2 protein-coding genes are annotated in these 1,429 nt (G+C 59.1%); one reads left to right on the top strand and one right to left on the bottom strand.

What is annotated here, in order from left to right:
* Positions 1–293: 293 nt before the first annotated feature.
* Complete coding sequence (locus ACWDKQ_RS36150; RefSeq protein WP_450143236.1) at positions 294–689, bottom strand: response regulator transcription factor; 396 nt, start codon at positions 687–689, stop codon at positions 294–296.
* 642 nt (positions 690–1,331) lie between these two features.
* Between ACWDKQ_RS36150 and ACWDKQ_RS36145 the strand changes: the two genes are divergently transcribed.
* Positions 1,332–1,429: PHP domain-containing protein (locus ACWDKQ_RS36145; RefSeq protein ID WP_450143237.1), on the top strand; the 98-nt coding region annotated here is incomplete at its 3' end.

The raw sequence follows: 1,429 nt of genomic DNA, 5'->3' as shown, positions 1-1,429 counted from the left end.
CAAGCACGATCACGATGGCACCACAAACGCACCAGACTCGCCCGCGACACCAAGATCACCCAGGTCAGCTAGCGAATGGCTGCTGCCGTACTAGCCGTGCACATCGTGCGCGGCGACGGGCTTTCCGACGCCAGCCCCGCACACCTGGCCCGGCAACGCGCCCTGCTCGAAGACCTCGGCGGCACCTACCACCAGGTCGTCGGCGAACAAAACTGCCGGCCGAGCTCCAGTTCAGCGCCGATACCGCCTGACAATTGCGAGCGACCATTGCACAGCAACCGCTCAATGGCCGTCTACCGCCCAGCCAAAGGACGCATAGCACCTTGCGGTGATTGCGCGCAGACGGGGAGCGAACAGCTCGCCCCTTGATTCGGTACGCGCTGCAGGACAGCCAGCTGATAGGCGTAGGAAACAAGGCCTGCCTGCAGCCTTGACTCCACACCTAGTTTCGCCATTATTCGTGCGACGTGCGCCTTGACGGTTCGTTCGGTGATTTGCAGGTTCAGACTGATAGCACGATTCGAGTTGCCGTTGCCGAGTTGGATGAAAACCTGGATCTCACGAGGCGACAGCAGCGCCGCCCGCTTGAGTTCGCCATACCACATGCGCGGCGCCGCGTCGTCGCCACCGAATTCCTCATCGGCCAGGCCCAGAAGCTTCTGACCACCACTATTGCCGAAATTTTCCATACCTGTGCCCCCAATTATTGGCAGCGAAACACAGGGCCAGTCCCGAGGCCCGGCCCGGTTCGCCAAAACATCCAGGCGACAAGGAGTTCCGACCACACGTTACCACTCGTTCACTGTGAACCACTCACCGTTTCGCCACTTCGTGAGATAACCGGTCAAACAAGGACCGCCAACCGCGAGTGCAGTCCGCCATCCGGTCGCCACGCTGAGGCAAATCAGAGCAGTGCACTACACCGGCGCAGGAAAACCGAGGCGCGGTCATGTCCTGGTGGTATATGCACATAGAGAGACAATCTATGAGACGAAAAACCAGGCGTCACTCGCCCAAAGAGGCGACTTCGGATTACGTCTTTCCGCCAGGGGTTCACAATTAAAGCGACAAATGGGAATATTGTTTCCAACACTTAATGTTACCTTGCTCACAATCAGGCAACGGTCGGGCGAGATAGTGACACGTACCAGCGCCGATTTGCCCGAGTCCTAGTCACTCTCGAACGAAAGACGCCGGTCGAGACCGGGCCGATCCCACCTGTCCTTTCTTTACAACTGTTGGTTGTCGATTGCGGCGTGTCGTTTGTTGGACGCTCGAAGAGGCACTCTGATCGAATGCGCTCGCCCGCCGTATGACTACTGGGAGAGTTCATGGACCCCTTCGTTCACCTGCATGTGCACACCGAGTACTCGATGCTCGACGGTGCGGCGAAGGTGGGGGCGTTGTTCGCCGAAGCCGAGCGGTTGGG

This window comes from Saccharopolyspora sp. NPDC000995 (genome assembly GCF_053599315.1).
The sequence above is the reverse complement of the archived record's forward strand: the minus strand, read 5'-3'. Positions and strand labels throughout refer to the sequence as shown.

Excerpts from the sequence above, each read along its gene's own strand:
- ACWDKQ_RS36150 (WP_450143236.1), bottom strand. The coding sequence starts at position 689 with ATGGAAAATTTCGGCAATAGTGGTGGTCAGAAGCTTCTGGGCCTGGCC.